Genomic DNA, 26,052 nt, shown 5'->3' with positions numbered 1-26,052 from the left:
CTAAGCAAGTTAAATCTTTGAAGCAACAAATCAAAGCACGTTTGAAAAAGATTTCAAAACATAAAGGCAAATTGAAGCAACTTAAGCAAGAGCTTAAAAAACAGAAATAAGCCAAGTAAAAGCATTATCTCTTAAAAACGGTTCATTCTAGACAGACCGTTTGAGGAAAAAAAGACCGAACAATCACTGTTGTTCGGTCTTTTTGCATTGTTTCGGCATTTGCTTAGGTTCAAGCAAATGACCGCAAGTTCTGATTAAGAGGGATCACGCAAACTAAAGAACCAGTTCAGGAACAAGGCTGCAAAAGTTGCTGTCCCAATCCCGCCCAAGTTAAAGCTGCCCAATTGCAACGCAAAGTCACCCGTTCCTAAAATAATGGTCACGGCAGCCACCATCAGATTTTTGTTTTTAGAAAAATCGACTTTGTTTTCAATCCAGATTTTCGCGCCAGCAATGGTAATCAAACCAAATACCACAATCGAAGCGCCCGTTAAAATGGCGGTAGGAATGGTATGGATGATTGCCCCAAATTTTGGTGATAAGCCAAGGAAAATAGCAAAGACCCCCGCCACCACAAAAATAATCGTGGAATACACGCGGGTAACAGCCATCACCCCAATGTTTTCACCATAGGTAGTCATACCCGGTGCACCGACACCACCTGCAAGGGTTGTGGCAACACCATCGGCTACAAAGGCTTTACCAATGTGTGGATCGAGGTTTTCACCAGTCATGGCACCTACTGCTTTAATGTGTCCCAAGTTCTCTGCCACCAAAATGAAGGCAATTGGGGCAATAATCAGCATGGCATTCACATCAAATACAGGCGCATGAAAGTCTGGTACGCCAAACCAAGCGGCTTGCTGAATCGGTGCGAAGTTAATTGGCGTCCCCCAACCCATGACATTGGTGACTACAAAATAGATCAGATACGATATGAGCAAGCCAATCAGGAGCAAGAGGCGTTGCAGTAAACCTTTGGTAAATACGGCAATCATGCCCATACATAGCACAGTCACCAAGGCCATCCACATATTAAATGGATTGCCTGCAACCGCTTTGACCGTGACAGGAGCAAGGTTTAAACCAATGATCATCACCACCGCACCTGTCACCACAGGTGGCATTAATTTTTCAATCCAGCGGGTGCCAGTAGCCATCACCAAAAAGCCAATCAGGGCATATAAAATACCGCAGGCAATAATCCCGCCTGCCGCAACCCCAATATTGGCATTTAAACCGCCTGCTGCGCCTGCATAGCCTGTGGCAGCAATCACCACCCCAATAAAGGCAAAGCTTGAGCCTAAATAACTTGGAACACGCCCACCTGTCATGAAAAAGAACAGGATGGTACAAATTCCTGACATTAAAATGGCAAGGTTCGGATCAAAGCCCATTAAAAAAGGTGCAAGTACAGTGGCACCAAACATGGCAAATGCGTGTTGTATCCCCAATACAACGGTTTGTGCAGGCGGTAGATACTCATTGGTACCTACAGGACGTGCATCAATGCTGCCTTCATAAGGGCGCCATTTGGGAAACCAATTGGACATAAAGTAAGCACTCAAAAGCTAAATTGAGCACATCATACTCTTGTATTGCCTAAATTTTTTAAAAATTTTGCCAGAAAACAGATCAGCTGCTTATTTTTAGGATTAAATTTTACTATTTGATAAAATTTACATTTAATATAAATAAGTAATTTTATTTATAAATTTAAAGAATGTATTGCAGTCACTTAGTGATAGTCGCAGTTTAAAAAAAATTGTATGACCTGCGATTTTTGTTTGTATTTTATACAAAATTAATATTCATGATTCAATATCTTGCTGCACATTATTACGTCCACTTTGCTTGGCTTTATACAGCGCAGCATCAGTACGCTGAATTAATTCATGTTGATCTGCATGATAAATATATAAGGCACTTAAACCAAAACTTGCGGTAATTTGAATCTCATGTTCTGCATAGGCAATACGATGTTGTTCAATGGCAATTCTGCAGCGTTCCAGTACATTTTGGGCAATTTGCGGTGAGGTATTGGAGAAAATAATCATAAATTCTTCGCCACCAAAACGTCCGATAATATCTTCACTGCGTAGATTTTTTTGCAAAATTTTTGGAATTTGCTTGAGTACCTGATCCCCTCCATCGTGTCCATAGCGATCATTTACTTGCTTAAACCAGTCTAAATCGAGCAGGGCAAGGCAGATGTGTTCTTTGTTTTGCCCCGCCAATTGTTTTTGATTCACCAGTTGGTTGAATTTTATGCTTAAACCGCGTCGGTTGAGAGTTTGGGTGAGTGGATCAAGCAGAATTAGTTGTTGCTGATGTTCTTCACGAATCATCCAGCGTCCCAAAAAAGTATTAAATAAAATGGCCAACAGAACACCAATGATGGTGCTGCCAATCAAGTTATTGATGAGCATGAAATTTTGGAATTCCGCACTGGTAAACGTATAGGGCTGAAAAACGGGCGCATAGGGGATAATATTGCGCAAGGTCAGCAAAGAACCACCGTAAAATACCACCAAGCAGGGAATGGTGCCCCAAAAGATAATGCTGCGTTTAAACAACAATAAGCCTGTAAAAATGGAGCCAATGGTAAATACGCCTGTGAGTACCGTCATTTGACCCAGAAAATAGCCAATACTCATGAGTGAGCTGCTATAAAAGCCTAAACACAGAATTGGAAAATAATAGAGTGTGGTCTGATTTTCAGGAATACGATAGCTGATGACATATAAAGACCAAGGCAATCAGCAAATACAATATTAAACAACCCAATACCCATGGCAGCATGTATGGGGTAAACAGGGGTTGGCTTTGACTGAGCCAAAGTACCACTAAAAAGAGTAAATGAAAGAAAAAAACCAAGCCACTGACGACACGTGATTTTTGGATGTTATTTAAACTGAGGAGATTTTTATACCCTTGAAAAAATTAAAAATTTTTAGCTTTAATAAAGTCGTCATTGTAGAGCTTTCAGGCATAGGCAAGTCCAAACTCTTATTTATTGTCTAATCTAAGCATAATTCAAATAAGTTGAGACAGAAATCATAAAAAATGCCAGTTATCATGTTTTTTATGATTTTTTCTACTTAGCCTAATATGCAGTCATCTGTCCTAAGTTATGTTTAAGTGAGTGAATGAGCCACAAGCAGAGCATAACTCTGCTTGTGCTATTCGTAGAGGCTTAACCTGTATTACGTAAGCCTGCTGCAATCCCTGCAATGCTTACCATGAGGGCATGATCGACAGGGGTATGTTCGGCATGCTGTTCTGCCAAATATAAACGACGACGTTTCATCAACTCTGCCTGTAGCAAATGCAGTGGCAATAAATACGGTTTACGCACCCGCATCGATTGATCTAGCACATCATTGCTGCTGAGCAATTGTGATTCGCCTTTGAGGGTCAGTAAGGTGGTCACGGCATCACGCAGGCGTTGACGGAGTTGCTCACCGAGTTCTTTCAGGTCTTCGTCATCGGTCAGGTGCGACTCATAATACAATGCAATATTGCTGTCGGCTTTAGACAACACCATTTCCAACATATCAATTAAAGTCTGGAAATAAGGCCAATCGCTGAGCATTTCATCTAAAGTGGCTTTTTGTCCCTGATCGATTGTTTGATTAATTGCCGCGCCTGTCCCTAACCAAGCAGGTAGCATCAGACGGATTTGCGTCCATGCAAACACCCACGGAATGGCACGTAAGGATTCAATTCCGCCGCTGACTTTACGTTTTGCAGGACGTGAACCGAGCGGCAACATCTGCAATTCCAGCTCTGGCGTAACGGTGCGTAAATATTTCACAAAATGGGGATTTTCACGCACAGTTTGACGGTAGACCTGTACCGAAAGTTCGGTCATGTTATGCATGAGCTCGCGCCATTCTGCCTTCGGCACAGGTGGTGGCATTATCGTCGCTTCTAAGGTGGCAGCGGTATAGACTTCCAGATTTTGTAAGGCAACCCCTTCAAGTCCAAACTTAAAACGAATCATTTCGCCTTGTTCGGTCACGCGAATTGCACCTGAAATAGACCCTGGTGGCTGTGAGAACAGTGCTTGTTGAGTCGGTGCACCACCACGGCTGATGGAACCACCACGACCATGGAATAAAGTCAGTTGCACAGCATGTTGCTGCGCTACCGCAGTCAGTTCTTCCTGAGCGCGGTACTGTGCCCAGTTGGCAGACATGAACCCTGCATCTTTGGCGGAGTCTGAGTAGCCAATCATGACCTCATGTTTACCCTGAATATGCTGTTTGTACCAATGCATATTAAATAGGGTATTCATGGTTTGGGCAGCCCCATCCAAATCTTTCAGGGTTTCAAACAGCGGCACCACACGTAAAGGATGCTGAATGCCTGCTTCTTTTTGCAGTAATAACACCGCCAACACATCACTTGGATATTCCGCCATGGAAATAATATAAGCGCCCAAGCTTTCTTGCGGCTGTACAGCCAACGTGCGCATGGTGGCAAACACTTCTTGCACATCGGGATGTTGAATCAGGCTTTGTGCAGGTTCCTGCATGAATTTTGGCAATAACGGACGTTTGCTTTGCAGTTCTTGAAGTAAGAAGTTCTGACGCGCTTGTTCAGTCCATGTTTCAAAATTGCCCAAACCTAAATATTCGGTAATGGCAGAAATGGCTTGGCGATGACGTCCTGACTCTTGGCGAATATCCAGTTTTAGCAATTCAATACCAAAACAATTCACACGATGGATTAAATCCAACAATTTGCCGTTCGCAATGTCTGATAATTGGCAAGCCGTCAGCGAGCGATAACACAGCAATAAAGGCTGTAACAACTCATCTTTGCTTTTGATGACCAAACTGTCATCTGAATCTTTGCCTTGCAGTTTCGCTGCTAACCAGTCGCGGGTGGCTTTTAGGCGTTCGCGGGTGTCGCGTAAATATTCACGGTACGGCTCGGCATGGAAATGTCCCAAAGCATCTGCCAATTCTGGGCTGCATTGCTGAATGGAAAGTTCCCAACGCAGGTTTTCAATATCACGTAAATACAGTTCTGCTGCTTTCCAGCGTGACAGCCACAGCACTTCTTGAGTAACTTTATGAGTGACATTCGGGTTACCATCGCGGTCACCGCCCATCCAAGAGGCGAAACGCACAGGCGCAACACTCAGCGGCAGGCTTTGCCCACAATGTTCCTGCACAATGCTGTCTAACTCACGCATGAATTTAGGCACCGCATTCCACAGGGTTTGTTCGATGGTGGTAAAGCCCCATTTGGCTTCATCGACAGGGGTTGGGCGATGTTGGCGAATTTCATCGGTTTGCCAAGCCGAGCTGATCAGCTGTTTTAAATCTGCCAAAACTGCCTGACGTTCACGTGGTGTCAGTTTTTGCTGATCCATTTTAAACAAGCAGTCATTAATATCGTCATATTTTTGAATGAGGGTACGACGGCTGACTTCAGTCGGATGCGCAGTTAAAACCAACTCAATTTTTAGCTCGCAGACTTGTTGAAAGAGTGTTTCTGCAGAAATTTGGTTGTCTTTAAACTTGATAAATAAGTGATCTAGTGGGTTTGGAGAAACGCCATTTTCATCAAATTCGCTTTGGCGACGGCTCCGCACCACATGATATTGCTCGGCAATGTTGGCAAAGTTCAAAAAGTGGGTAAAGGCACGGGTGAGCGGTAAGATTTCGTCATCTTCTAGACTTAAAAACAGTTGTTCGAGTTGTTTTTCAGCTTCGGCTTGTCCATCGCGCGCGCCTTTAGATAAAGCACGAATTTGTTCGACCTGATTAAACAAATCTTGTCCTGCGTGTAACTTGAGGGTCTCACCCAATAAGTTGCCAAGTAAGCGTACGTCATCGCGTAGAGGAGCATCAATTTGTTGAATCATTCGTTGTTCTCCATGTTCTGTGTTTTTTACTCTGTTAAGACTATACCCCGATTTAGACACAATCCAAGCGGGCTATCTACAAAAGTTGCATGGAATTTGCGCATCTGAAGTTATAGAGCCAAGCGGCAGTATTTAGGAGAGAAATACAGGGCGGAGTGGAATGCTATTTGGTAAAAGAAACTCCGATTTAGATCAACCTTTATTAGCCTGTTCAACCATAACGAAGCATAAAAATACCAATCGCATCTTCAATAATCTTTTGAGATTGTTCAGCATCGGGCACGGCACGTACGCCGAGTAAAACTTCGTGGTGACGTAAACCATGCAGTAAGGAAACGATCAATTCAGTTTGTGTTTTAGGTTCATCTGCCTGAATAAATTTTAGTTCTGCTGCTTGACGAAAGAAGCTTTCCCACATCGCACGAAGTTTGGCATGTGAGGCATTGTAAAACTGCAATGCCAACGGATTTTGCTCCGAGGCCAGTTCCATCAGCAAGTGCTCTAATTTAATCGCTTCAGGCATATTGACCAAGTTCAAGGACAGTTCACAGGCTTGGTATAAAGCTTGCTTAAAATTGCGATGTGCAGTCAACTCCAAAGGCTGTGCTTTGAGCAGACTTTCACAGGTTTCTTCAATGGCACAGGAAAATAACGTGGCTTTGTCTTGAAAGTGATTATACACCGTTAATTTGGTCACGCCTGCTTCACGTGCAATCTGATTCATACTCGAACCATGAAAGCCCAACTTTAAAAACAAGTGTTTTGCCGACATTAAAATACGTTGGCGTTTTTCTAAATCTTTGGGTCTTCCGACATGAATCTGCACACGCTCCTCCTAATTTGCATCAGTACAACTAGAAAATGACGCTTCAGTTTTAATTAATGTACCTAGTGGTATATTAATTAAAAAATAATCAATTTAATATACTGCGTATTCTGCCCTAATAAAAACGTTTAAATAAGAGCACGCTAGATGAATACGACTCAGAATCTCATTGGTAGCCTGATGCTGCTGTGCTGTATCACCCTAATGGGATGCAGCAAGCAAAAAACCGAGGTTGAACAGGAGGTCCCTTTGGTGATGGTGACTCAGCCCAGCAGTTTACATCTTGAGCAAAAAAGCTATGCAGGCGAGGTACAAGCACGTCAGCAAACTGCTTTGGCATTTCGGGTTGCAGGGCAAGTTACACAGCGTTTTGCTGATGTGGGAGATCGGGTTAAGGTTGGGCAAGTCTTAGCAACTCTGGATGTGCAAGATGCAGCATTACAGCTCAATGCCGCACGTGCGCAACTGGAAAGTGCGCAATCTGCTGCAAAAGTTGCCAGTGATGAATTGCAGCGTTTTCAGCAATTGTTACCCATGAATGCAGTCAGCCGCTCGCAATATGATGCAGTCAAAAACCAGTATCAACATGCCATGGCGCAGTTGAAACAGGCGCAGTCCAATTATGCGGTTAGCAGTAATCAAACCGACTATAACCAGTTACGGGCCACAAAAAATGGCGTGATTACTGAACGCAATATTGAAGTTGGGCAGGTTTTAGCGGCAGGGCAGGTCGCTTATCAATTGGCGATAGATGGAGAACGTGAAGTCGTGATTGGGGTGCCTGAACAAGCGGTGAATGAAATTCGAGTCGGGCAAGAGGCAACGGTCAGTTTATGGTCACAACCTGATAGCCGTTTTACAGGTATGGTTCGTGAAATTTCCCCTGCGGCAGATCAGTCGCGTACTTTTAAAGTCAAAGTGGCTTTACGTGAAGGCAATGCACAGATTCAATTGGGGCAAAGTGCGCGGGTATTTCTGACTCGCCAAGCCAATCAGGGTTTATATGTGCCTTTATCTAGCGTGTCGGCAACAGGGCAACAAGCTTTTGTTTTGGTCTTACAGCCAGACTCAACCGTGCGCCAAATTCCTGTTACATTGGGCGCTTATGGACGTGACAGCGTGCCTGTACTGAGTGGCTTACAGCCGCAAGATTATGTGGTGATGGGTGGGGTGCATTTACTGCGTGATCGACAAAAAATTCGCCCGATTAACCGTGACAATCAAGCTGTACAGGCAGTCAATCCAACAGCTCAGGCAGCTTCTGCGGCCACACAGACGGAGCGTTAAAATATGAATTTTAACTTATCCGAATGGGCGCTGAAAAATAAAGGTCTAGTGGTCTACTTGATGCTGCTGTTGGGCATTGTCGGGATTTTTTCCTATTCCAAACTGGCACAAAGTGAAGATCCACCGTTTACTTTTAAAGTGATGGTGATTCAAACCTATTGGCCGGGAGCGAGTGCCAAAGAGGTCTCGTTACAAGTCACTGACCGCATCGAAAAAGAATTGATGAGCACGGGCGACTATGAACGCATCATGGCTTATTCGCGTCCAGGCGAGTCCATGGTGACTTTTATTGCCAAAGATTCCATGCGTTCCAGCCAAATTCCAAATGTTTGGTACAAGGTGCGCAAAAAAGTCAATGATATTCGCCATGAACTGCCGCAAGGGGTACAAGGCCCATTTTTTAATGATGAATTTGGCGACACTTTTGGCAATATTTATGTGCTGACAGGCGCAGACTATGACTACGCCACCCTCAAAGAATATGCCGACCGTTTGCAGCTACAATTACAGCGAGTCAAAGATGTTGCCAAAGTTAATTTGGTCGGTTTGCAAGATCAAAAAATTTGGATTGAGTTATCTAACACCAAAGCCGCACAACTTGGTATTCCTGTTACCGCGATTCAGCAAGCCTTACAACAACAAAACAGCATGGCAAGCGCAGGTTTTTTTGAAACCCATTCAGACCGTATTCAGGTGCGTGTCAGCGGTGCGTTGCACAGTGTCGATGAGTTGAAACAAATGCCGCTGTTGGTGAATGGCACCACCATTCAACTGGGCGATGTTGCCGAGGTCTATCGTGGGTTTAGCGAACCTGCTCAACCGCGTATGCGCTTTATGGGCGAAAATGGCATTGGCATTGCGGTGTCGATGCGTAAAGGCGGTGATATTCTGGCTTTGGGTGAAAATCTGGAAACAGAATTTGCCCGTTTGCAAAAGACCTTGCCTTTGGGCATGCAACTGCAAAAAGTTTCTGATCAGCCTGTTGCGGTAAAACACAGCGTCAATGAATTTATGAAAGTGTTGGCTGAGGCGGTGATTATCGTGCTCTTGGTCAGCTTCTTTTCACTGGGTTTTCGCACGGGCTTGGTGGTGGCATTTTCCATTCCACTGGTCTTGGCGATGACTTTTGCAGGTATGCATTTGTTTGATGTCGGACTGCACAAAATTTCACTCGGTGCGCTTATTTTAGCCCTCGGATTGCTCGTGGATGATGCCATTATCGCCATTGAAATGATGGCAATTAAGATGGAGCAGGGCTATAGCCGCTTGCAAGCCGCAGGTCATGCGTGGCGTACCACTGCTTTCCCTATGCTGACTGGGACATTGATTACCGCAGCAGGTTTTTTACCCATTGCCACAGCAGCCTCAAGTACAGGGGAATATACCCGTTCAATTTTCCAAGTGGTGACCATTGCTTTGGTGGTGTCCTGGTTTGCTGCCGTGCTATTCGTGCCTTATCTGGGCGATAAATTATTGCCAGATTTTCAGCGTCATGCACAGCGAGCGCCGTGGTATCAACGTCTTTGGGCGCGTGTACGCAAACAAGCTGAGCCGCAGCCTGTGCTACAGCCAACAGGTGAATTACACGACCCTTATCAAACCCGCTTTTATCAAGTGTTTCGTGGATGGGTTAATACTTGTGTGCGCTATCGAAAAACCGTCATTGCAATCACAGTTGGCATATTTGTACTGTCAATTGCGATGTTTAAATTGGTACCGCAGCAATTCTTTCCGCCTTCCAATCGGGCAGAAATTTTAGTCGATTTAAAACTTGAAGAGGGTGCATCCTTAACAGCCACAGAAGCAGCGGTTAAAAAAGTTGAAAAGTTTTTAGCACAACAACAAGGTATCGACAATTATGTAGCCTATGTTGGCACAGGTTCGCCGCGTTTCTATTTGCCTTTAGATCAGCAATTACCGCAGGCCAGTTTTGCCCAATTTGTGGTATTGGCATCGTCTTTAGAAGACCGCAATGAAATTCGCCGTAATTTATCTGAACAAATTCGCTTGTTATTGCCAGAGGTGCGTACTCGCGTGTCATTATTGGAAAATGGCCCACCAGTGGGTTATCCATTGCAATTTCGCGTGTCAGGCGAAGACTTGGCACAAGTACGACAATGGGCGCAGCAAGTCGCAGCCACCATCAGTGCCAACCCAAACAGCACCAATGTGCATTTAGATTGGGGTGAGCCGAGCAAAGTCATTCAATTGCAGATTGATCAAGACCGTGCCCGTCAAATGGGAGTGTCGAGTCTGGATTTGGCTAACTTCCTAAATAGCTCTATCAGTGGCGCAGCAATCAATCAGTATCGTGAAAAACGTGAACTGATTGAAATTCGTTTACGTGGCGATCAAACTGAGCGCCTAGATGTCGCATCTTTAAGCAGCTTGGCTATACCGACTTCACGTGGAACATCGGTGCCGTTGGCGCAAATTGCACAGATTGAATACCGTTTTGAAGAGGGTTTAATTTGGCATCGTAACCGCTTGCCGACCATTACCGTACGTGGCGATATTCGTAGCAATCTGCAACCTGCAACGGTGGTGGCAGAACTGTCTGAACCGATGGCGGCCCTGCGTGAAAAGTTGCCAAGTGGCTATTTAATTGAAGTGGGTGGCACGGTTGAAGAATCGGCACGTGGGCAAAAGTCAGTCAATGCAGGCATGCCATTTTTCCTTGCCGTGGTGATGACTTTGTTGATGATTCAGCTGCGTAGCATGTCCCGTGCATTCATCGTGTTTTTAACTGCACCGCTCGGCATTATTGGCGTGGTATTGTTCCTGTTGCTGTTTAACAAACCCTTTGGTTTTGTGGCGATGCTCGGCACCATTGCCTTATCGGGCATGATCATGCGCAATTCTTTGATTTTAATTGATCAGATTGAGCAGGATATTCGGGCTGGGGAATCGCAGTGGGACGCGATTATTAACGCTACGGTGCGCCGTTGTCGTCCAATTGTACTGACCGCTTTGGCGGCAGTATTGGCCATGATTCCACTTTCTCGCAGTATTTTCTTTGGCCCGATGGCTGTGGCGATTATGGGCGGATTAATTGTCGCGACCCTATTAACCCTGTTCTTTTTACCTGCATTATATGCACAGTGGTTTAAAGTGAAAAAAAATCCACATAATCTGTAAAAGTGACATAATAACGGGTGCGAAACTTGGAAAATTTCAATATAGTAGCACCTTATATTTTTCAGCCTTTGCATACGTTACAGCATGCGCCAGATTAAAAAATAAAGCATGGCACATATGGGGTTAAATCACATTATGAAGCAAGATAACTTGGTAAAGTTTCGCCGGTCTGTCGCGATCTCTTACGTGTTTATGTTTTTTGCTTTATTTACTGTGGTGAGTGGTGCATTGGCGTATTGGTATGCACGAAAAGTGATTGTGGTCGATAGCACTGAAGTCTGGTTACAGGCACAGGCTTTATGGATCATGCGTAATGTGGTGATTTACAGTGTATTGGCATTGTTTGCTGCATTGTGGTTTATTCCATTGGCCTTCTTTCCTTGGGATGCCTTTTTATGGGTCAAAGCCTGCACCGTAGCAGGTGTGGTCTTTGCCGTGATTGCCTTCTTATTTTTAATCAATGCTTGGATTAAAGGGCTATCCAAATTTTTGAAAAATAAAGCTGTGTTCTAATGGCTTGAACTTCATCTAAAGCACTTCAGCTAAAATTTTTAACAGCTTTCCCTTGTAAAACTCAGTTTGACCCCAATTTCAGACTTCAGTTAAGTTTTAAATAGAATTCCGTGAGGAGCATCGCCAGACATGGCTAAACGTGATTATTATGAGGTTTTGGGCGTCTCTAAAACCGCTAGTGATGATGAAATTAAAAAAGCCTACCGTAAGTTGGCGATGAAATATCATCCAGACCGTAACCCGGACAATCCTGAAGCTGAAGAGAAGTTTAAAGAAGCTTCAGAAGCGTATGAAGTTCTGTCAGACAGCGAAAAACGCAGCATGTACGACCGTATGGGCCATCAAGCCTTTGAAGGTGGCATGGGCGGTGGTGCTGGCGGCTTCGGTGGTTTCAGTGCGGAAGATATTTTCAGCCAGTTTGGGGATATTTTCGGTGGAGCCTTTGGTGGGGGGGGGCGTGGCCAGCAACGTCAACGCCGTGGTTCAGACTTACGCTATGTGATGGAATTGACGCTTGAAGAAGCAGTCAAAGGCGTTAAGAAAACCATCACCTTTACAGCACCTGCGCCATGTGAAGCTTGTGATGGTAAAGGCTCAGAAAATCCAAATGATGTTGAAACTTGTCCAACCTGTCATGGTGCGGGTCAAGTACGCATGCAACAAGGGTTCTTCTCGGTACAGCAAACCTGTAGCACTTGTCGTGGTCAGGGCAAAATTATCAAGAACCCATGTAAAAAATGTCATGGTTCGGGTGTGTCAGATCGTCAGCAAACCCTTGAGGTGACCATTCCTGCTGGCGTGGACAATGGCGACCGCGTACGCTTAACAGGTAAAGGTGAAGCCATTCGTGATGGTCAATCTGGCGACCTATATGTAGAAGTGGTGGTGCGTGAGCATGAAATCTTCCAGCGTGATGGTGCCGACCTATATATGGATGTACCTGTCAGCATTGCCGATGCTGCTTTAGGTAAGGAAATTGAAATTCCGACTCTAGATGGTCGCGTGAGTCTGAAAGTGCCTGAGGGAACACAGACGGGTAAATTATTCCGTTTGCGTGGTAAAGGGGTAAAACCTGTGCGTACCAGTATGCAGGGCGATTTACTCTGCCGTATTGTGGTGGAAACACCTGTGAATTTAACGGCACGTCAGCGTGAATTGTTAAAAGAGTTGCAGACGACGATGGAAGGTGAGGGCAGTCAGTCATCACCAAAGAAGAAGTCTTTCTTTGATCGTTTGTTTGATTAAGGAAACTTAGATTAGGTATGTCGAAGCACAACCTGATCTAAACTCAAAAAATAAAGGCGATCTTAAGGATCGCCTTTGTTGTATCCACTGCACGCTTATTCGATTTCAGGTACATCAATCTCTAAAACATCAGTCATTTCAGTGGTTGCTGTTTCAACGGCAGTTTGTGGTTGAGCGCTTGCAACAACCCCATGTTCTGCTGCTGTTTCTTCTAGTTCAGGTGCATCGACTTCAACAGCAAGAGGTTCTTGTAGCGTCACGCTAATACGGACTTTAGACAGGCTTTCAAGCGTATCACCTTCTTGAAGTGCAGGCTCTGCAAATACGGATGCTGTGCTCATGCCCAACAATAATGCCAATACAATTTTCTTCGAATGCATGTAAATCCCCTTTAATTTTTGCAGTTGTTATCATTCGTGCAGGCTAGTCTGCGCATACAAGTTTGCAAATTTGTGAAATAAAAATAAAAAATGAGCATTTTGAGATAAATTTTTAGCATCGCTTCGATAAAAGTTTGCCTGAGGTGTGTAAAGTGACCATCAACAGTATAGCTAGGGTTACTTTCCGATAAAAATAAACCCAGAAACTTGGCAGACAAACTTAGTCTAGGCAGCGAGTTTTGATATAGTAAGCACAATTTAGAATCTATTTTAGGAATATGCTATGTCAGCAACTCCACGCATTGGTGTATTAGGCGCAGGCGGCCGCATGGGACGCATCTTAATTCAAGCTGTTCAAGAAGCAGGCTACCAATTGGCTGCCGCAGTAGAGCGTCCAGAAAGCAGTTTATTGGGTGCAGATGCAGGAGAGTTGGCAGGTGTAGGTACACTGGGCGTGAAAGTGGTGGGTAGCCTAGAGCAAGTATTAGCTGACTGTGATGTCGTGATCGACTTTACCGCACCAGCCGCCACTGCACAGCACTTAAAGCTTTGCCGTGAAGCAGGCGTGGCGATTGTGATTGGCACCACAGGCATGAATGATGAACAAAAAGCTCTCTTAGAAGAATCGGCTCAACAGACCCCAGTGGTGTATGCCGCCAACTATTCAGTTGGGGTAAACGTATCTATTAAACTGCTGGAATTGGCAGCCAAAGTCTTTGGTGATAGTGTAGATATTGAAGTGATTGAAGCGCATCATCGTCATAAAGTCGATGCGCCATCAGGCACGGCATTGATGATGGGCGAGGCCATTGCAGCAACCTTAGGTCGTGATTTAAAACAAGACGCTGTTTACTGCCGCGAAGGACACACAGGGCCACGTGAGCGTAAAAGTATAGGTTTCCAGACCATTCGTGGTGGCGACATTGTGGGTGAACATACCGCGATGTTTATTGCCGATGGCGAGCGTGTGGAAATTACCCACAAAGCCACCAACCGCATGAACTTTGCTGCAGGTGCCGTGCGTGCTGCAGCGTGGGTGGTGGGACGCGAAGCGCGTAAATACGATATGAAAGATGTACTTGGATTTAACGATATTCAGGTTTAAAAACTGCGCAGGAATCCGAAATAGATAAAAATGACTTGAACAATTTTCAATCTACCGCTAAAACTAGGGTCTGATGTCATGGATGATGACGCATCAGACCCCACATAAAACTAAAATAAGATGCACAAGATAATGAAAAAAATTCTGCCAATTCTTGGCATGATCGCCTGTAGCTGTATCACGCATGCGCAAAGCCTTGAACATGCCAAACTCAGTATTCATAAAAACAATATTAAAGTCTGGACCTATCAACAGCAGTCTAGTCCTGTATTTTTATACAAGGCAGAAACCACCTTTAATGTGCCTTTAGAAAAAGCCGCTGCTCTAATTTTAGATGTCGATCATGCCGTGAAATGGGTGCCTTATGTGGGCAGTGTCAAAGTCTTATCACGCGATGACCAAAAAGGTGAGTTCTTGCTGTATATGGTGCTGGATTTTCCTTTTCCACTAAAAGATCGTGATTTAGTGGTCAAAGGCAAAATGAGTAAAGATGCACAAGGTATGGTTAGTATTCAAAATAAAGCCATTGAGGGGGGCTATCCCTTGAACCCTGATTATGTGCGTATTCAGGATTACGAAGGCGACTGGACCTTTCAGAAACTGGGTAATCACAAAGTCAAAGTCAGTACCTATGGCTATGCCAACCCTGAAGGTTCGATTCCTTTAAGTTTTGTGAATATGTTTGTGCAGCAGCAACCGTATCAAATGCTGCAAAAAATGAAAATTGAATTAAGCAAAAGCGGTAGTTATAAGGCGTTGCCTGAAATTTTGCGTTAAATAATTGAGTTAATTAAAGGGCAGATTCAAGCGGCAAGTGCAACAGTATAAAAACCAGCCATAACTTCACTCGGTGTATACCAACCTAGTGTTTTCTAGGATAATGGTTAAGTGCAAATTCTATCTGCTCTATTTGTTCGTTTGACACGTCATCAAACGATGATGATTTTGGCAGATATTGACGGATTAAACCATTCGTATTTTCTTTTTAGCTCGCTGAATAGACTTGTAAGGATCAGCAAAATACGTCTCTATGCCAGCATCAGTAATTCTTTTGTGTTCGGAAAATTCTTTGCCTTGATTGGCATAGCCGCAAGGTACTTGCGCATAGGGTATCAATTAGTATGGAGGTGGATTTTTGTATTTCGGCTTTAAATGAAGCGATTGAAAAATATGGATCACCTGAAATATTTAATATAGACCAAGGCAGTCAGTTCACCAGTGATGCATTTATTGATGTATTGAAATCAAATGGCATTCAAATCAGTATGGATGGTAAATTTGCGCAGTATACTGCTCATAGATTGATAATGTGATGGTTGAACGATTATGGCGGAGCGTTAAATATGAAGAGGTGTATCTCAAAGCTTATAGCAGTGTCACAGATGCGAAAAAGCAATTGAGTGCATATTTTGAGTTTTATAATTTGAAACGACCTCATTCGAGTATAGCCAAAATGACACTAAATGAGTTTTACTATGATCAGCTACCCCAACAAAACAAGGTGGCTTAACTAGAGCGGAATATCACTTATAAATACGCTTTTAGTTGTTCAAACAAGTGGGACTGCCTCTCTACAATTAATCATCCTTCAAAAAAGGTAGAAATAGAAGATGTAAATTATTACGCTGTCTGGGCTCAACGTATTTTAGAAAAGGGAAAATCAATCATACAAACTAAATACATCGTTACATATTGAATAGACAAAACCGAGTTACTTTTACTCAATTATCTTTATAATTTTTTAGCATAACTAATGTTTTGGTCATTCGCTTATTATATATTTTCATTTAACATTCGTACTATTTTTACAACGCAACAAAACTAGAAACTTACTTTCCGAGGCAAATTATGTTAAAGCATTCACTTAAACTTACAGCGCTTGCGGCTGCAACTTCATTACTCCTGAGTGCGTGTGGGGGAAGTAGTAGTGGTGGCGGTTCTAATTCACCGGCACCGACGATCAAAGGTCTTGCAGTTGATGGACCATTAGCAGGCGCAACAGTTACTTTTGTAGACTGTAACAATGCTCAAGTAGAAACTGATAACGAGGGTAACTTCACTTTCCCACAAGGCTGTACATCAAGTGAATTAACCGTCACTGGCGGTATTGACACAGCGACTGATTTGCCTTTTACCGGCGAAATTAAAGCGCCACAACGTGCTCAAAATGAACAAAATCTGATCGTAGTTTCGCCAATTACTACACTCATTCAGGCAAGTATTGATGCAGGTGCTAGCCCTACTGAAGCAACTCAGCAAATTGCTGCCGCTTTGAATTTATCAGGCGTAGATTTATTATCCGTTGATCCGATGAAGAATCAGGAAGTCTATGCCAAAACAGTTGCAGTACAGCAAATGGTCGAACAGATTCAAGCAGTTGTTGCTTCTCTAGGCGGTAGCACTACTCAAGCAGAGCTAAATACTCAGGCATTTGCCGCCCTACAAACTGCATTATCTGCAGCTCCGGCTTCAGACAATACTTTGACCAGCACAGCCACGATTTCAGCTGCAATTTCAGCAACTGTAGAAGCCGTAAAAGCTGATTTACCTGCTGAACTTAAAGCGGACTCAACTGTTTTAGACAATGTAAAAACCAACTTAGCAGCTTTAAGTGCTGCAGTGATTTCAAGCAATGTTCAATCTGTAGAAACAGCGATTCTAGATGTACCTGCTGCGACCTTCAATGCAGGTACTGATAGTATTAAAGATGAAACTAAAGCTGCAGTTACTGAAGCGAAAGAGTCTGTTGCTGCAGAAAAAATTGTCACTATCTTGGCACCTGTCCTGACTCAAGCACCGACTCAGGTTGAAGAATCACTGAAGGAAATCAGTACAGCAGTTGCTAACCCAACTCAAACATCTAATGATGACATTGCGAGTGCAATTACGAAGATTGACGATATTGTACCTGCCGGAACTATTGATTCTACAACAGTTACCGAAGCTGTTCAAAACGCCAATGAATTCTATGCAAACTATTTAGAATTAAATGGCTTTAATGTACAGAATACCAACCAAACGATTACATCACTTAATGCTTCACTCACTAACCCGATTCAAGTACAAAGTTTAAATAACCTTTTGGTGGGTATTACTTCCGAGGGTACATATGCAACAACGGCTAGCCCAATTGTTGCTGCTGCTGCATTACACATTAGCACTGGCACTAAAACATTAACGATCTCTGCAAATAAGTTAAATCTTAACTTTACTGGAGGTACATTAACTGCAGCTAGCATTCCAGCAGGCACAGTGATTAAGGTTGATTCCACAATCAATAGCCTAAAAACCACTTTCACTGTAAATGCTGCGCAAAATGTACTGAATAACGGTAAAATTGCACTCAATACAACCACCTTGGGTTCATTATCAGCATCTTTAGCAAATCAGCTCAACAGCTTTAGCTTAAAAGGTGATACTGTCACTGTAACTGCAGTTATCAAAGCCTCACCAGTGATCGCTATTAATAATGGTAAGCCAGCTCTTGCATCTAAATACACTTTAGGTACAACTGATGGATCAGGTGTATCTGCTAAATTTAAAGTAACCCAATAAGCAAGAAAAAAGAGCTGCTGAGAAGCAGCTCTTTTTTATCATCTGGAAAAAAACATGAAAAAAATATCCACTATTCTGGGATTATTTTTAGGCAGTGTCTCTGTAAGCTATGCTGCCCCAAATGACCTGTATCTAAGTGCGAAAAACTTCAATTCACCTCATAATTCTGCTCTTGAACTTGATCTTGCCATCGATGTTGTGAATGACAGAATTGATATCTTTGATATGCGTGAAAGTGAAGGCATTAGCGATAAATCCGCGGGTGATTACCAGGGTTTTCATCTATCTGGCCAATATGAGCTCAATCCTCAATGGTCCATTGAAGGAACTTACTGGCACCGTGAAATTGAATACAGTCAGGATACGAATGAAATTGAGAGTGCGTTATTGGCTGTGCGCTATAGCCCAGCACTCCCATTGAAAAAGAATGATGCTCTCAGTTTCCGTGCTAGCATCTGGGGCAACACGGCTGATACGCTATCGAAATCTACCCCGACACAGGTCAATCAGCAAGTATTTAATCAGGTTCAGGTGCATAATCCGGAAGACTTACAGCTACAACTTGATGCCATCTTCTCGCGTAAACTGGATCCGATGAATCAGCTGAATGCTTTTGCCAGTGTGGGTTATAGTAAAGTTAAAGTCAGTAATATTGATATCCAGGCCACACTCGCAGGCTGTTTAATGGATATTTCAGTTAATGGTAATAATCAATATTCAGGCCAGTTAGCTGCTCCTTGTTCCAATGAAAATATTACGGTCAATGATTTGTATAAACAGGGCAATGCCAATGAATTTGGTTTTGATATCGAGAAAGACCTAAGTTACGATGCCTATTATGCCAATCTCGGGGGGTCATGGAACTGGCGCTATCGTCAGTTCGAAAGCCAGTTGGCTTATCAATACCAGCGCTTGTGGCGTAACGATATCGATGATCGTGTGAGTAATTTTGGCAACTCCCCGATCAAGAACAATCATACTTTGGGTGCTAAATTCAGCTATGACTTTAGCCCGCACGTCACCGGGTTTATCGAAGGTCAGGTGTTCCAGCGCAATTTTGTTGGTGATATTCCCTTCCTCTATAATGGTGTTACCGCTTCACGTTTAGACAAACGTTATGGTTTAGCCTCAGTGGGGATCACCCTACACGGTTTCTAAACTGCCTTTATTGATAGGGGGTTATAGCCAGCCTGATTTTAAACAGAGGTGGTCCCACTTGTTTCAACAACTAAAAGCGTATTTATAAGTGATATTCCGCTCTAGTTAAGCCATCTTGTTTTGTTGGGGTAGCTGATCATAGTAAAACTCATTTGGTGTCCATTTGTATAAGAATATGCAACTGTAACCAAGATAGGTTTTTGAGTGGATTTTTGCAATGTGAGTTGTTGAATATTGTTGTAAATTTCAAAAGAAAATTATTTACAATAGGTGATTATTGCGGTGGTGGGCTGATTTCAGCCCACCGATCACTTCAGATTAATCATCATCCTTATTGGCTTTATAGGCATAAGCATAGTTATAGCCATAGCCATAGCCATAACCGCCCGCTTCACGTTGAATATCATTTAAAATAAAGCCGTTGACTTTCACGCCAGTTTGTTCAAAGCGGTTGACAGTCAGTTCAAGCTCTTTCATTTGCGTCTTGGCATAACGTGCCACCACTAAATTCACACCTGCATATTGTGAAATAATAATCCCATCGGTGACGGAAAGAACTGGCGGGGTATCAATCAGAATATGGTCAAACTGGCTCGACAAGTGCGTGAGCATGTCTGCAAATTTTTGCATACTCAACAACTCTGAAGGATTGGCAGGGCTTTTGCCGCGGCTTATGATGCTTAAATTTTCAACTTCAGTACTGCGTACAATGCTGCCTAACTCTTGCTGACCATTCAGGTATTCGGTTAAGCCAGGCTTTGGGTCGTAATTAAAGTATTTGTGCATATAACCACGACGTAAATCGGCATCAATCAATAATACGCGCTTATCACTTTGCGCCAAAATAGTCGCTAAGTTAGTTGAAATAAACGATTTACCCAATTCTGGTGCAGGGCCAGAAATCATAATGATATTGTTTTTGGCACTGCTTAAGGCAAAGTGAATGGCAGTACGCATGCTGCGCAGGCTTTCAATGGCAATATCATTACTATTTTTAACCGCAAGAATAGGAATATTCTTTTTCTTTTTCAGAATTTTAATAAGGCTTTCTTGCACAGGTGAATGTGGCACAGTGGCATAAACAGGTAAATCCAGTTCATTTTCAATTTGATTTGAGTCTTTAATACCTGAGCGCAACATGTTACGCAGTAAGGCCAATAATGTGCCCAGAAAACCACCCAAGAAAACGGACAAAATCAGAATTTGTAATTTCTTTGGTTTAATTGGCTCAATCGGCTCTACCGCAGTATCGACAATACGCACATTGCCAATTTCACCTGCTTTAGCAATCCGCAGTTGTTGGTAAGAGTTAAGCAAGCCTGTATACAGTTGTTGTTTGACTTCTACTTCACGGAACAGTTGTAAATATTGGCGTTGTAATTCTGGCAAGCGTTTGAGCGTGCCGTCTAACTCAGCAATGCGTTTGTTAATTGCCCCCAGTTGTGCATTCATTTGCTGCATGACAGGGTGTTCGTTGGTGTACTTGGCCGCAGCTTCAGCCACTTGTTGCTCTAACTGCGCTTTTTGGGTTTCCAAAGTAATACTTTGGGTTAAATATAACTCAGATTCTTTGGTCACATCGACTGTATTAAATTGTTGGCGGAAACGGTTAAATTCACGTTCTGCCACATCTAATTGTTGTTTCAGTTCTGGGAGTTGGTCTTCCAAAAACTTTAAGGTCTGTGCTGTTTCTGCACTACGACGCTCAATATTTTGTTGGCTATACGCTGCTAAAATGGCATTCAGTACTTGGGTAATGTGTTGTTTGTCTGACCCTTGGTAATTCAGCCCCAACACGCCTGTTAACTTGCCTTTTTCTGCTACTGAATAGTTGGCAGTTAAGCTTTTCATGGCAGCAGGCAGGCTTTGCTTTTGGAGGTTATAGGCAGTGTTAAAGCTGTCTTGACTAAAAATTGCGACTTTCCACAGCCCAAATTCAGACTGTAATTGACTGGCTTGGTTTAAAGGTGCAGAAAAAACCACCTGTTCGGTTGCTGCATCGGTTAGGCTGTATTTGCCTTGTGCAAATTTTAAAATTAAGTTTTTATCTTGAAAATATTGCGGGATATCGAACTGGCGAATATCAAAACTTTTTTGATTGTCTTTAAATAGCACTGACTGAGATGAATATTCACTGTCATATTCATGCTTGGCAATTAAACGATTCCAGAAACTGTCTTCTGTACCCGAAACGCGAATATTTAAATTTAGATGGTCAATCACGCTGCCCAACACCAAACGTGATTTTAAAATTTCAATTTCAGCTTGTGCAGGTGATTTCTGCTCAATCATATTGGATAGATCACCCAATAACGCTGCAGAGGCCCCTTTGCTGTCTTCGACCTGTACCAAAGCATCTACTGCATAGGTGTCTGGTGTGGTTCTTAAATACAGTAAAGCGCAGACAATACTGAGTAGAACGCAAAGGGTAATCATTTTCCATTGCGCAATTAAGGAAAAAAATAATTCCTTTAAATCAATGGTATCTTCGGTGTTGGCTTTTTGGCTCATAGTTTAAATATCAAAAAAGTAGAATTTTAAAAAAAGCTAGAATATCAAGAAATTAGATATATTTTTTCCAGTCAGCAATGCAGGCTTGAATTAACGCACAGGTTTCATCAAATACGGCCTGATCGTGCTGATAGGGGTCGGCCACATTTTTACTTTGCCAGTGCCCCAATCTAAAGGTTTTGCCTTTGGCAAAGGGCCAAGTTTGTTCCACATGCTTTTGTTGATTTTGACTCATCACCAAAATCAGGTCGGCTTTTTTAATTAAGTCTACATTGAGTTTTTTGGCTACGTGTGGACTCATGTCAATACCGTGACGTTGCATACATAAACGGGCTTTGTCATGTGCTGCATGACCCACCAAGCCTGAAATACCTGCAGATTCAATTTGTAAGTGTGGATACTGCTGTTTTAAAAAGTATTCTGCCATGGGGCTACGACAAATATTGCCAATACACACCACCAAAATGTGATTAATTTTCATTAGTTCCCCAAACGATCTAGGTTATATAAAGCATTTGAGAATGGAATAATTTGGTTAACTACACGTTGCCAGCGGGCCAAGCCTGAAGCATCGACATAGACAATATCATTGCTGCGCATTTTAAACTGATTGGCCAGACCAAAATCGGCAATGCTAGTTAAATCCATATGATAGACTTCGGTATGTGCTGCATTCGGCTGGCTACGGACCACATAAATTTTACTGCGGCTGGCAGATAGTGGGTTTAAGCCCAAGCTTTCACCCAATACATCGCTTAAGCTCATGCCTTGATCGCGCATAGGGAGCGATTGATTTTTACCCGACTCACCCATCACATAAATTTTTTGGTTTTCACGGTTATTGACATACAAGGTGTCATTCGGCTGGATGAGTAAGTTGTGCAATGACAAGCCTGCTTTTTCCAACTCTACGGTATTGAGTTGATAGCTACGCCCCTGACGCACTAAAGTCATTGAAGCATTGTCACCTTGTTCGGCATTGACCCCGCCTGCCATACCCAGTGCGGTATAGACACTCACAGGTTGATCATTTAGATAGAATTGCCCGCCTTTCATGACATTACCTTGTACCGAGTATCGCTGCCCTTGGTAAGACAAGACTCGTACAATCACATCTGGGGTTTTTAAATAACGCGCCAATTGACCGCGCAACTCACGATTCACTTGCGCTAAAGATTTACCTGCAGCTTTATAACGCCCGATAATCGGAAACTGAATATAACCCTGTGAGTCAATTTGATAACCATTGGACTCAACCGCTTTTTCACTACTAATGGTATTGGTTGGTGGTGTAATTTCAGGATATGCCCATAAATAAATAGAAAGAATATCGCCTGAACTTAAGGTGTATTGACGCTGTGGTGTATGAAATAAATGTGCATAGTCTTGTTGAATATTGTGAACTGCAGGCTGCACCGCAAGCATTGAGTCTTGGGTGAGTTTAATCACATTGACTGCTGTACCCAAGTCGGTGGTGTAAACCCCTTCGCGAGGTAAGTCGTAAGTTTGTAAACCAGAGGTGACAGCGCACCCCGTAGTGGCAATACCACATGCCAATAAAATAGCCAGTTGAAAGTGTCGCACGCGAGATCCCATTATTAATTTTTTAAAATAGTTTTGGATAAATTGCTGTCATTTTACCGAACTTGTGAAAGAGGTACATAGCAATTTGTAATCAATTTGCATAATCAAGTAGACGCTCTTAAAGCATAAAAGGATAAAGTTCCGAAATTATGAACTGCTTCTGAATAAAAAAATGAATATTCAAAAAAATTATACATTGCAATCTTTTTCACGTCATTTGAGCATAAATCTCAATAGAAATTTCATAAATTTCTGCTAGTATTCCTGCCGAAAGATTCTCTCTTTATAAAATACAGATATAAATTAAAGGCGCTAAAATGCTACAACTCTCTGAGCTAAAAATTGCCGTTATTGGTTTAGGCTATGTCGGTTTACCCTTGGCGGTTGAATTTGGCAAGCAGCTGCCTGTTGTGGGTTTTGATATTCATCAAAAACGCATACAAGAATTACAAAGTGGACAAGATCATACTTTAGAAGTGTCGCCAGAAGAACTTAAACAAGCGACACATTTAAGTTACTCAGCCAATTTAGATGACTTACGAAGCTGCAATTTTTTTATTGTGACTGTTCCAACCCCAATTGATGAATTTAAAAAACCTGATTTAACCCCACTTATTAAAGCGTCTACTAGTATTGGAAAAGTACTCAAAAAAGGCGATGTAGTGGTGTATGAGTCTACGGTATACCCAGGTGCTACAGAAGAAGCTTGTATTCCAGTTTTGGAACAAGTCTCAGGCTTAAAATTTAATCAGGATTTTTTTGCAGGCTATAGTCCAGAACGGATTAACCCAGGCGATAAGCTGCACCGTGTGACCAATATTTTAAAAGTAACATCGGGTTCTACCCCAGAAGTTGCAGACTTTGTCGATGCAGTCTATCAACTGATTGTGACTGCAGGTACACATAAAGCACCGAGTATAAAAGTGGCTGAAGCAGCTAAGGTCATTGAAAATACCCAGCGTGATGTGAATATTGCTTTAATTAATGAATTGGCTGTTATTTTTAATAAGTTGGGTATAGATACTGAAGCGGTTTTACAGGCTGCGGGAACCAAGTGGAATTTTTTACCTTTCCGCCCTGGTTTAGTCGGTGGGCACTGTATTGGGGTAGATCCATATTATTTAACCCATAAAGCACAGTCTTTAGGCTTGCATCCAGAAATTATTTTAGCAGCACGTCGTTTAAATGACCGTATGGGTGAATATGTTGCAACGCAATTGATTAAAGAGATGGTGAAGCAGCGTATACAAGTGGTGGGTTCAAAAATTTTAGTGATGGGCTTAACTTTTAAAGAAAACTGTCCTGATATTCGTAATACCAAAATTATTGATATGGTTCAGGCTTTAAAAGAATATGATTTAGATTTAGACATCTATGATCCTTGGGTTGATATAGAAGAAGCAAAGCATGAGTATGGTTTGACCCCTATTACTCAGCTACAAAATAATCATTATGATGCAGTGATTTTGGCTGTTGCACATGATGAGTTTAAGAATATGTCGCTAGTGGACTTTAAAGCATTATCAAAAGAAAACTATGTACTTTATGATTTGAAATATATTTTGGATGCTCAAGAGAGTGATCTAAGATTGTAATATGAATATTTTTTCTAAAAAGATTCTATCTAATTCCTTATGGATGATGTTAGAAAAATGCGTAAGTATTTTTGGTCTTATCTTTGTTACATCTTATGTTGCTAAATATTTAGGACCAACCAACTTTGGTAAAATCGCATTTACAGCAACATTATTTGGTTTTGTGCAAACATTAACTTGGTTTGGGAATCAAGAAATTTTATTTAAGCGAGTAAGTCGAAATCCTAATTCAGGGCTAAGATATCTTTTTGGAACTCAAAATTTAAGAAAGATTTTATTTTTAATATGTACAATGCCTATTTTATTGGGCTTATATTACTATTCTGATTTTTTAACGTTAATTTTTGGTATGGCAACTGCTCTTGCAGCCTATTTTGTTACTCAGGATATATATACGATTTACAATAATGCAGTATTACGATCATATATTAATGCAATTGTAAATGTAATAGGTTTAGGTGTGGCTTTAATTGTTCAATATCTAGTTGTTTTTTTAGAATTGGATTATGCTTTTTTAGGAATTCCTATCGTTCTTACGGCATTAATTCCTTATCTAATCAAAAAGTATATTTTTAATAAAGCTCAGTACCTAAAGCCTATTAGTTTAAAGCCTTATAGAAAGTATTATTTAGGTGCGGGAAGTGCTTTGGTATTGTCTACCTTGGCTGTTACATTGTATACGCAAGTAACAAGTCTTGTGTTAGTTGCGCTTACATCCACTCGTGAATTAGGTATCTATGCTGTTGCGGTAACTTTGGGTATGTCTTGGGCTTTTATTAATACATCTATCATTACTTCAGTTTTAAGTAAAATATATCAACAAAAAAACAATTATGTATCCTATGTCATGATTGCAAAATTAAATGCTGTGGTAGTGGTTGTATCTTTAATGATTATATCTATATTAGCTATCTTAGGTGAGTGGATATTAAATTTTCTTTATGGAAGTGATTATAGAGATGCCTATGAATTGATATTGATATTGGGGCTGGCAACTTTATGTAGTGGTTTAGGTACTATTTCAGCACGTTTTTTGGTCAAGGAAGAGAGCTACAGCTATATCTCAAAAAAAATGATGTGTGTTGCCATAACTGCGTTACCTATATCATACGTAATGATTTATAATTTTGGGCTAATTGGTGCAGCATATAGTGTATTGATTATTGAGTTGCTTTCGCTAACATTTTTTAATTACTTCTATAAAAATGGCCTTTTGTTTAAGATACATTTTTTCCCTATTTTTAAAAAATCATTAAAATCTCAGTCTTAGGAAT

The 26,052-nt window shown here is 42.0% G+C and carries 18 protein-coding genes and 2 pseudogenes; 11 read left to right on the top strand and 9 right to left on the bottom strand.

Annotation, left to right across the window (positions count from 1 at the left end; all coding sequences use genetic code 11):
* Positions 1-254: 254 nt before the first annotated feature.
* From F947_RS01180 to F947_RS01165, 4 genes are all read right to left on the bottom strand, one after another.
* A complete protein-coding gene (locus F947_RS01180) occupies positions 255-1,553 on the bottom strand; it encodes a solute carrier family 23 protein (protein WP_004970352.1) in 1,299 nt (432 codons plus the stop codon).
* Between the two features lie 258 nt (positions 1,554-1,811).
* Complete coding sequence (locus F947_RS01175) at positions 1,812-2,759, bottom strand: GGDEF domain-containing protein (protein ID WP_004970350.1); 948 nt, start codon at positions 2,757-2,759, stop codon at positions 1,812-1,814.
* A 437-nt stretch (positions 2,760-3,196) separates the two neighbouring features.
* Positions 3,197-5,881 carry a phosphoenolpyruvate carboxylase gene (gene ppc, locus F947_RS01170; protein WP_004970349.1) on the bottom strand — a complete coding sequence of 895 codons (2,685 nt, stop codon included), beginning with the start codon at positions 5,879-5,881 and terminating at the stop codon, positions 3,197-3,199.
* Positions 5,882-6,092: 211 nt separating this feature from the next.
* Positions 6,093-6,707, bottom strand: coding sequence for a TetR/AcrR family transcriptional regulator (locus F947_RS01165; RefSeq protein ID WP_004970347.1), 615 nt, complete (start codon positions 6,705-6,707; stop codon positions 6,093-6,095).
* Positions 6,708-6,854: 147 nt separating this feature from the next.
* Here F947_RS01165 and F947_RS01160 point away from each other — a divergent pair, with 147 nt between their 5' ends.
* From F947_RS01160 to dnaJ, 4 genes are all read left to right on the top strand, one after another.
* Positions 6,855-7,994, top strand: coding sequence for an efflux RND transporter periplasmic adaptor subunit (locus F947_RS01160; protein ID WP_004970346.1), 1,140 nt, complete (start codon positions 6,855-6,857; stop codon positions 7,992-7,994).
* Positions 7,995-7,997: 3 nt separating this feature from the next.
* Positions 7,998-11,132: an efflux RND transporter permease subunit gene (locus tag F947_RS01155; protein WP_004970343.1), complete on the top strand. Its 3,135-nt coding sequence runs from the start codon at positions 7,998-8,000 to the stop codon at positions 11,130-11,132.
* A gap of 135 nt (positions 11,133-11,267) precedes the next feature.
* Positions 11,268-11,645 carry a hypothetical protein gene (locus tag F947_RS01150; protein WP_026438412.1) on the top strand — a complete coding sequence of 126 codons (378 nt, stop codon included), beginning with the start codon at positions 11,268-11,270 and terminating at the stop codon, positions 11,643-11,645.
* 129 nt (positions 11,646-11,774) lie between these two features.
* The gene (gene dnaJ / locus F947_RS01145) at positions 11,775-12,890 is read left to right on the top strand and encodes a molecular chaperone DnaJ (protein ID WP_004970338.1); all 1,116 of its coding nucleotides are present in this window, start codon (positions 11,775-11,777) and stop codon (positions 12,888-12,890) included.
* A gap of 95 nt (positions 12,891-12,985) precedes the next feature.
* Here the strand turns inward: dnaJ and F947_RS01140 are convergent, their stop codons facing one another.
* Positions 12,986-13,270 (bottom strand): hypothetical protein, encoded by a 285-nt coding sequence (locus tag F947_RS01140; RefSeq protein WP_004970336.1) that lies wholly within the window; start codon positions 13,268-13,270, stop codon positions 12,986-12,988.
* Positions 13,271-13,553: 283 nt separating this feature from the next.
* Between F947_RS01140 and dapB the strand changes: the two genes are divergently transcribed.
* The gene (dapB, locus tag F947_RS01135) at positions 13,554-14,375 is read left to right on the top strand and encodes a 4-hydroxy-tetrahydrodipicolinate reductase (protein ID WP_004970334.1); all 822 of its coding nucleotides are present in this window, start codon (positions 13,554-13,556) and stop codon (positions 14,373-14,375) included.
* A 159-nt stretch (positions 14,376-14,534) separates the two neighbouring features.
* A complete protein-coding gene (locus F947_RS01130) occupies positions 14,535-15,152 on the top strand; it encodes an START domain-containing protein (RefSeq protein ID WP_410468201.1) in 618 nt (205 codons plus the stop codon).
* Between the two features lie 26 nt (positions 15,153-15,178).
* Here the strand turns inward: F947_RS01130 and F947_RS14445 are convergent.
* Positions 15,179-15,455, bottom strand: a pseudogene (locus F947_RS14445) (IS30 family transposase); the annotation flags it as partial.
* Here F947_RS14445 and F947_RS14440 point away from each other — a divergent pair.
* The 3 genes and pseudogenes from F947_RS14440 to F947_RS01115 all read left to right on the top strand — a co-directional run.
* Positions 15,449-15,885, top strand: a pseudogene (locus F947_RS14440) (transposase); the annotation flags it as partial. The pseudogenes F947_RS14445 and F947_RS14440 sit on opposite strands and share 7 nt — an antisense overlap.
* A gap of 338 nt (positions 15,886-16,223) precedes the next feature.
* Entirely contained in the window at positions 16,224-17,930 is a 1,707-nt protein-coding gene (locus F947_RS01120) for a hypothetical protein (RefSeq protein ID WP_004970326.1), read from the top strand.
* A 54-nt stretch (positions 17,931-17,984) separates the two neighbouring features.
* Positions 17,985-19,088 (top strand): hypothetical protein, encoded by a 1,104-nt coding sequence (locus F947_RS01115; RefSeq protein WP_004970325.1) that lies wholly within the window; start codon positions 17,985-17,987, stop codon positions 19,086-19,088.
* Between the two features lie 318 nt (positions 19,089-19,406).
* Here F947_RS01115 and F947_RS01110 read toward each other — a convergent pair whose 3' ends face one another.
* From F947_RS01110 to F947_RS01100, 3 genes are read right to left on the bottom strand one after another with little or no spacing between them, the layout of a single operon-like run.
* A complete protein-coding gene (locus F947_RS01110; RefSeq protein ID WP_004970324.1) occupies positions 19,407-21,599 on the bottom strand; it encodes a polysaccharide biosynthesis tyrosine autokinase in 2,193 nt (730 codons plus the stop codon).
* 52 nt (positions 21,600-21,651) lie between these two features.
* Complete coding sequence (locus F947_RS01105; protein WP_004970321.1) at positions 21,652-22,080, bottom strand: low molecular weight protein-tyrosine-phosphatase; 429 nt, start codon at positions 22,078-22,080, stop codon at positions 21,652-21,654.
* Positions 22,080-23,183: a polysaccharide biosynthesis/export family protein gene (locus tag F947_RS01100; RefSeq protein ID WP_026438413.1), complete on the bottom strand. Its 1,104-nt coding sequence runs from the start codon at positions 23,181-23,183 to the stop codon at positions 22,080-22,082. The genes F947_RS01105 and F947_RS01100 overlap by 1 nt, the downstream gene beginning before the upstream one ends.
* 317 nt (positions 23,184-23,500) lie before the next feature.
* Here F947_RS01100 and tviB point away from each other — a divergent pair, with 317 nt between their 5' ends.
* On the top strand, positions 23,501-24,778 hold the full coding sequence (gene tviB, locus F947_RS01095) for a Vi polysaccharide biosynthesis UDP-N-acetylglucosamine C-6 dehydrogenase TviB (RefSeq protein ID WP_004970318.1): 1,278 nt from the start codon (positions 23,501-23,503) through the stop codon (positions 24,776-24,778).
* Position 24,779: 1 nt separating this feature from the next.
* Positions 24,780-26,048: an oligosaccharide flippase family protein gene (locus F947_RS01090; protein ID WP_026438414.1), complete on the top strand. Its 1,269-nt coding sequence runs from the start codon at positions 24,780-24,782 to the stop codon at positions 26,046-26,048.
* Positions 26,049-26,052: the final 4 nt, after the last annotated feature.

The sequence above is a fragment of the Acinetobacter towneri DSM 14962 = CIP 107472 genome (assembly GCF_000368785.1).
GTDB classification, from domain to species: domain Bacteria; phylum Pseudomonadota; class Gammaproteobacteria; order Pseudomonadales; family Moraxellaceae; genus Acinetobacter; species Acinetobacter towneri.
The sequence above is the reverse complement of the archived record's forward strand: the minus strand, read 5'-3'. Positions and strand labels throughout refer to the sequence as shown.

Coding starts and splice junctions, on each gene's coding strand:
- F947_RS01180 (WP_004970352.1), bottom strand. CDS start 1,553: ATGTCCAATTGGTTTCCCAAATGGCGCCCTTATGAAGGCAGCATTGAT.
- ppc (WP_004970349.1), bottom strand. CDS start 5,881: ATGATTCAACAAATTGATGCTCCTCTACGCGATGACGTACGCTTACTT.
- F947_RS01160 (WP_004970346.1), top strand. CDS start 6,855: ATGAATACGACTCAGAATCTCATTGGTAGCCTGATGCTGCTGTGCTGT.
- F947_RS01155 (WP_004970343.1), top strand. CDS start 7,998: ATGAATTTTAACTTATCCGAATGGGCGCTGAAAAATAAAGGTCTAGTG.
- F947_RS01150 (WP_026438412.1), top strand. CDS start 11,268: ATGAAGCAAGATAACTTGGTAAAGTTTCGCCGGTCTGTCGCGATCTCT.
- dnaJ (WP_004970338.1), top strand. CDS start 11,775: ATGGCTAAACGTGATTATTATGAGGTTTTGGGCGTCTCTAAAACCGCT.
- F947_RS01140 (WP_004970336.1), bottom strand. CDS start 13,270: ATGCATTCGAAGAAAATTGTATTGGCATTATTGTTGGGCATGAGCACA.
- dapB (WP_004970334.1), top strand. CDS start 13,554: ATGTCAGCAACTCCACGCATTGGTGTATTAGGCGCAGGCGGCCGCATG.
- F947_RS01130 (WP_410468201.1), top strand. CDS start 14,535: ATGATCGCCTGTAGCTGTATCACGCATGCGCAAAGCCTTGAACATGCC.
- F947_RS01120 (WP_004970326.1), top strand. CDS start 16,224: ATGTTAAAGCATTCACTTAAACTTACAGCGCTTGCGGCTGCAACTTCA.
- F947_RS01115 (WP_004970325.1), top strand. CDS start 17,985: ATGAAAAAAATATCCACTATTCTGGGATTATTTTTAGGCAGTGTCTCT.
- F947_RS01110 (WP_004970324.1), bottom strand. CDS start 21,599: ATGAGCCAAAAAGCCAACACCGAAGATACCATTGATTTAAAGGAATTA.
- F947_RS01105 (WP_004970321.1), bottom strand. CDS start 22,080: ATGAAAATTAATCACATTTTGGTGGTGTGTATTGGCAATATTTGTCGT.
- tviB (WP_004970318.1), top strand. CDS start 23,501: ATGCTACAACTCTCTGAGCTAAAAATTGCCGTTATTGGTTTAGGCTAT.
- F947_RS01090 (WP_026438414.1), top strand. CDS start 24,780: ATGAATATTTTTTCTAAAAAGATTCTATCTAATTCCTTATGGATGATG.